This window comes from Isoptericola sp. NPDC060257 (assembly GCF_042726645.1).
Lineage (GTDB): Bacteria > Actinomycetota > Actinomycetes > Actinomycetales > Cellulomonadaceae > Isoptericola > Isoptericola nanjingensis.
This window is the reverse complement of the sequence record NZ_JBHXAW010000309.1, coordinates 1-5,132: the sequence shown is the minus strand read 5'-3', so window position 1 is coordinate 5,132 and position 5,132 is coordinate 1. Positions and strand designations below refer to the sequence as shown.

General features: G+C 72.3%; 5 protein-coding genes. All 5 read right to left on the bottom strand.

Features of this window, described 5'->3' with window-relative positions; translation table 11 throughout:
- Positions 1–746: extracellular solute-binding protein (locus ACFWEK_RS18825; protein ID WP_430555027.1), on the bottom strand; the 746-nt coding region annotated here is incomplete at its 3' end.
- Complete coding sequence (locus ACFWEK_RS18820) at positions 743–1,750, bottom strand: ROK family protein (protein WP_430546897.1); 1,008 nt, start codon at positions 1,748–1,750, stop codon at positions 743–745. The genes ACFWEK_RS18825 and ACFWEK_RS18820, both read right to left, overlap by 4 nt.
- 1 nt (position 1,751) lies before the next feature.
- Positions 1,752–2,693: a carbohydrate ABC transporter permease gene (locus tag ACFWEK_RS18815; RefSeq protein ID WP_430555026.1), complete on the bottom strand. Its 942-nt coding sequence runs from the start codon at positions 2,691–2,693 to the stop codon at positions 1,752–1,754.
- Positions 2,690–3,619, bottom strand: a complete 930-nt coding sequence (locus ACFWEK_RS18810; RefSeq protein ID WP_430555025.1) for a carbohydrate ABC transporter permease — start codon at positions 3,617–3,619, stop codon at positions 2,690–2,692. The genes ACFWEK_RS18815 and ACFWEK_RS18810 overlap by 4 nt, the downstream gene beginning before the upstream one ends.
- Positions 3,620–3,727: 108 nt before the next feature.
- A complete protein-coding gene (locus ACFWEK_RS18805) occupies positions 3,728–5,077 on the bottom strand; it encodes an extracellular solute-binding protein (RefSeq protein WP_430555024.1) in 1,350 nt (449 codons plus the stop codon).
- Positions 5,078–5,132 lie beyond the last annotated feature (55 nt).

The window sequence follows — 5,132 nt, the reverse complement described above, 5'->3', positions numbered from 1 at the left end:
GGCAGGTACGACGCGTTCTCGTACACGTCCTGCCACATCTCGAGGCCCTCGACGGTCTTCGGGTCGGACAGGGTCGAGACCCAGCCGTCGCCCTCCTTCACCGCGAGGTCCCCGCCGGCGGCGAACACCCAGGAGATGCCGTTGCGCCAGTCCTGGCCGCCCATCGCGAACCCGGCGTGGTCGTCGTCCGTGAGCGCCCTGACGGACTCGCCGAACTCGGCCAGCGTCGTCGGCTTGTCGAGCCCCGCCGCGCCCCACACGTCCTTGCGGTAGAAGACGTACCGCGAGCCGAAGTAGTACGGCAGCGCGTAGTGGCGGCCGTCCACCGACCCCGCGTCGACGAACGACTGCAGCAGCTTGTCGCCGCCCAGCTCGTCGTACAGCTCCGGCGAGATCTCGCGGAACGCGCCCGTGGTGGTGAACGTCGGGGACTGCGTGTTGCCGATCTCGACGACGTCCGGCGTGGTGGCAGGGTCCTCCAGCGCCTCGGTGAGGTCGGCGACGAGGTCGCCCCACTCCTGCTGCTCGATCGTCAGGGTGGCGCCCGGGTGCTCGTCCTCGAACTTCTGCACGAGGAACTCGCGGAGCTCCGGCGTCGTGTCCTCACCGACCAGCCACATCGTGAGGTCCGTGTCCGGCGCCGCGGGCTCCGCCCCCGTGCCGAGCACGGAGCACCCGGTCAGCGCGACCGTGAGCAGGCCCGCGGTCACGCCCGCGGTGATGGCCCCCGCCCGGCGCGCGGTCACGACGCCACCCCGTTCAGCGGGGCGCGGCCGGCGACCGACCGCCCCACGACGGCGGCGCCGACGGCGCCCACGGGCACGCGGCCCGGGGCCAGCCGGACGCGGTCGGCCAGGTGCAGCGAGCCGAGGAACCCGGAGTCCCGCGACTCGCGGACCAGCGCGGTGCGCACGGCGTCCAGGAGCGGCTCGCCGAGCTGCGCGACGCCGCCGCCCAGCACGACGTGCTTGACGTCGACCGTGAGGACCAGCATGCGCACGGCCGCGGCCACGGCCGAGGCGTAGGCGTCGCGCGCCTCGAGCGCCGCGGGGACGCCGCGCTCCGCCGCCTCGAACAGCTCCACCGGCGCGGGGCGGCCGGTGCGGACCGGCCAGAGCCGGGCGACGGCCGTCCCGGACGCGTACAGCTCGAGGCAGCCGCGCTGCCCGCACGGGCACACGGGGCCGGACGGGTCCACCGGGACGTGCCCGATCTCGCCGGCCGCGCCGCCGAAGCCGCGCCGCAGCTCGCCGTCGAGCACGAGGCCCGCGGCCAGGCCGGTGCCGAGCGCGAGGAACGCGAGGTCCACCCGCGCCCGCGGCGTGCCCGCCGCGGCGGCCTCCAGGTGCGCGGCGCCGAGCGCCGCCACGTTGAGGTCGTTCTCCAGCCCGACGGGGATCCCGCCGAGCTCGTCGCCCAGCAGCCGGGCGAGCGCCAGCGGCGAGGCGTCCACGCCCACGTTCACGGCGTGCCGCACCGTCCCGGCGGCGGGGTCGACGAGACCGGGCATGCCCACGCCCACGCCGACGACGTCCGCGAGCTCGACGCCGGCCTGACGTGCGACGCCGCGCACGGCACGGGCCGCGCCCGCGACGACGCCGGCGGGGCCGCGCTCGGTGGCCAGCCGGGCCTGCGCCACGGTGGCGCCGGCCGCGTCCAGCAGGACGGCGAGGGTCTTGGTCCCGCCGATGTCGAGACCGACGGTGGGGCCCGCGGGGCCCGGCGGGTTCAGGGGTGTGGCGTCGTCCACGTCAGCCCTTCACCGCCCCGGCGACCAGGCCGGACGTCATCCGACCCTGCACGAAGAGGAAGAAGACGATCACCGGCACCGCGATGAGCGTCGAGGCCGCCATGACCTCGCCCCAGTCGATGCCGCGGTTCGCCGACGCCGACAGGAAGCTGCGCAGCCAGATCGGCAGCGTCTGCCGGCTCTCGGCCGGGAGGATCACGAGCGCCGTCGTGAACTCGTTCCACGCCTGCAGGAACGCGTACACGCCGGACGCCACGAGTCCCGGCGCGAGCAGGGGGAACGTGATCCGCAGGAAGGCCTTGGTGCGCGAGAGGCCGTCGACCATGGCCGCTTCCTCGAGCTCGGCCGGGATGCCGGCGACGAAGCCGCGCAGCATCCAGATCGTGAACGGCACGAGCATCGCGGTGTACAGGACCGAGATGCCGAGCACCGAGTTGAGGCCGAGCACCGGCGCGCTCGCGCCGACGGTCGACAGCATCTTGTACTGGGCGATGAACAGGCCCTCGGCGGGCAGCATCTGGATGAACAGCACCGCCAGCACGAAGCTGGTCCGCCCGCGGAAACGCCACCGGCTGATCGCGAGGGCGGCGAGGAACGCGAACGCCAGGACGAGCACGATCGTCACGAGCGTGACCATGAGGCTCATCCGCAGCGCGCCGCCGAAGCCGGAGCCCGTCAGGACGCTGCCGAAGTTCGCGAGGGTGAAGTGCGTGGGCAGGAAGCTCGGCGTGTCCGCCCGCAGCCGCGCGTCGGGCGTCACGGCCGACAGCAGCATCCAGTAGACGGGGAACGCCCACACGAGGGACAGGACCACGCCCAGGGCACCCAGCAGGATCTTGCCGACCCGCGGTCGGGGGCGGCGCGCCGCCGCGGCGGCGTCGCGCACGGCGGGCGCGGCGGCCGGCGCTGCCCTCCCGGTTCCGGTCTCGGTCGCGGCGGTCACGCGGCGTCCTCCTTCATGAGGCTGCGCACGTACGGCGCGGCGAGCAGCACCGTGAGCAGCAGGACGAAGATCGAGACGGCGGCGGCGCCGGAGAAGTCCTGGCTGCCGATGCCGAGCTCGTAGATGAAGTTGCCCAGCAGGTTCGTCTCGGAGATCGGGGCGCCGGCGTCCTGCAGCAGGCGGATCTGCGCGAACACGCGCAGGTCCCAGATGATCTGCAGCAGCAGCACGATGGCGAGCACCGGGCGCACCAGCGGCAGCAGGATGTGGCGCAGGATCTGCGCGGGGCTGGCGCCGTCGAGGCGGGCGGCCTCGAGGACCTCCTCGGAGACCTGCGTGAGGCCCGCGTACAGCGACATCGCCACGAACGGCACCGACATCCACACGATGACCAGGGTCGCGACGACGAAGAACGTCAGCGGCTGCGCGAGCCAGGCGTAGCCCTGGTACTGGTCGAGGCCGATCTGCACGAGCAGCCAGTTGACGACGCCGGCGCGGTAGTCGAAGAGCCACCGGAAGACGGTCACCGCGGCCACGAGCGGCGTCGCCCAGGCCAGCAGGAGCACGACCTGCATGGTGATGCGCACCGCGCCGTGCACCGCCTTCATGAGCAGCGCGAGGCCGAGCCCGATGGCCACCGTGAGGAACGCGTTCACGAGGCAGAAGATCAGGGAGCGCGTCACGACGGGCAGCAGCCGCTCGTCGGAGAAGATCCGCGCGTAGTTGTCCAGCCCGGCGAAGGTGGGGGGCGCGCCGAACTGCTGCATCATCCCGTATTCCTGCAGCGAGGTCACGACCTGCCAGTACACGGGGTACCCGAGACCGACGAGGAGGATCAGCACCGCGGGGAGCAGCAGGAGGTAGGGGGTGGCCGGCTGGCGCCGACGGCGGATCGCGATGGTGGACGCGGGTGTCGCGGTGGTCATGCGGTCCTCCTTCCCGGTGGTCGTGGATGACGGGCGGAGCGGTGGAGCTGGTGGGGGGACCAGCGAGATGGCACCGCTCCGCCCGTCAGGGGTGGGGGCTGAAGGGGGTCAGCCCGCCTGGCCGTTGAGCATCGGCGTGAGCTTCTCGTCGTACTGCTTGGCGAGAGCCGTCACGTCACCGCCCTCGGCGATCTTCTGGAAGAGCTCCTCGTAGACCGAGGCGCCCTCCACGGCGGCCCAGCCGGGAGCGGCCGGGGTGAGCTTCGACGCCTCGGCGGTCGCCACGGCGACCTCGCCGAACTTGTCCGGGTTGCCGTCGGCGTCCACGGTCATGAGCTTGTTGAAGTCCGTGTTGGCCGGGCCCAGGCCCGCCTTGGCGAGCATCGTCTGGTACTCGTCCGAGTAGATGATCCGCAGCAGGTTCTCCGAGAGCTCGGGGTGCTGCGACTTCGCGGACACCGCGACGTTCGAGCCGCCGGCGAAGACCGGGGCCACGCCGCCGTCGACGCCCGGCAGCGCGAAGATGTCGAACTTCTTGTCGTCCGCCATGCCGTCGCGCACCTCCTTGCCGTCGTCACCCTTCGTCAGGTCGCCGATGGACCAGCGGGCCCAGCCCGGCGCCATGATGGTCGCGCCCTCGGGCGCGCCGCCGTCGGTGCCGTCGTTGATGAAGTCCCAGTACGCCTCGTCCTTGGCCGTCGCCGGCAGGTTCGACGCGTTCTCGAAGACGTCCTGCCACTGCTCGAGGCCCTTGACCGTGTTCGGGTCGGACAGCGTGGAGGTCCACTGGTCGCCGTCCTTGACGGCGAGCTCGCCGTCGTTCGCGAAGACCCAGGAGATGCCGTTGCGCCAGTCCTGCCCGCCCATCGCGAACCCGGACTGCTTCTTGGAGGTGAGCTCCTTGACGGAGTCGCCGAACTCCTCCAGCGTCGTGGGGACCTCGAGGCCGGCCTTCTGCCAGATGTCCTTGCGGTAGAACATGTAGCGCGAGCCGTAGTAGTAGGGCAGCGCGTACTTGGTCTCGTCGATCGAGCCCGCGTCGACGAACGACTGCAGCAGCTTGTCGCCGCCCAGCTCGTCGTACAGCTCCGGCGAGATCTCGCGGAACGCGCCCGCGTAGGTGAACGTCGGCGCCTGCGTGTTGCCGATCTCGACGACGTCCGGGGTGTTGGCGGCGTCGGGCAGCGCGGTCGTGAGCTTGGTGACCAGGTCGGTCCAGTCCTGCTCCTCGATCGTCAGCGTCGAGCCGGGGTTCTCCTCGGCGAACGTGTCGACCAGGTACTTGCGCAGGTCGTCGTTGGTGTCGGCACCGGCGAGCCACAGGGTGATGTCGCCGGCCTCGGGGGTGCCGCCGGACTCGCCGGTCCCCTCGTCGTCGGCGGGCGCGCACGCGGCGAGCGCGAGCGCCAGGGTCAGGCTCGTCGCCACGCCGGTGGCGACCACACGGGTCCTCTTCACTGGGGATTCCTCTCGATCTTTCTGGGGTCGATCCGAGCACCACGGCGCCGGGGGC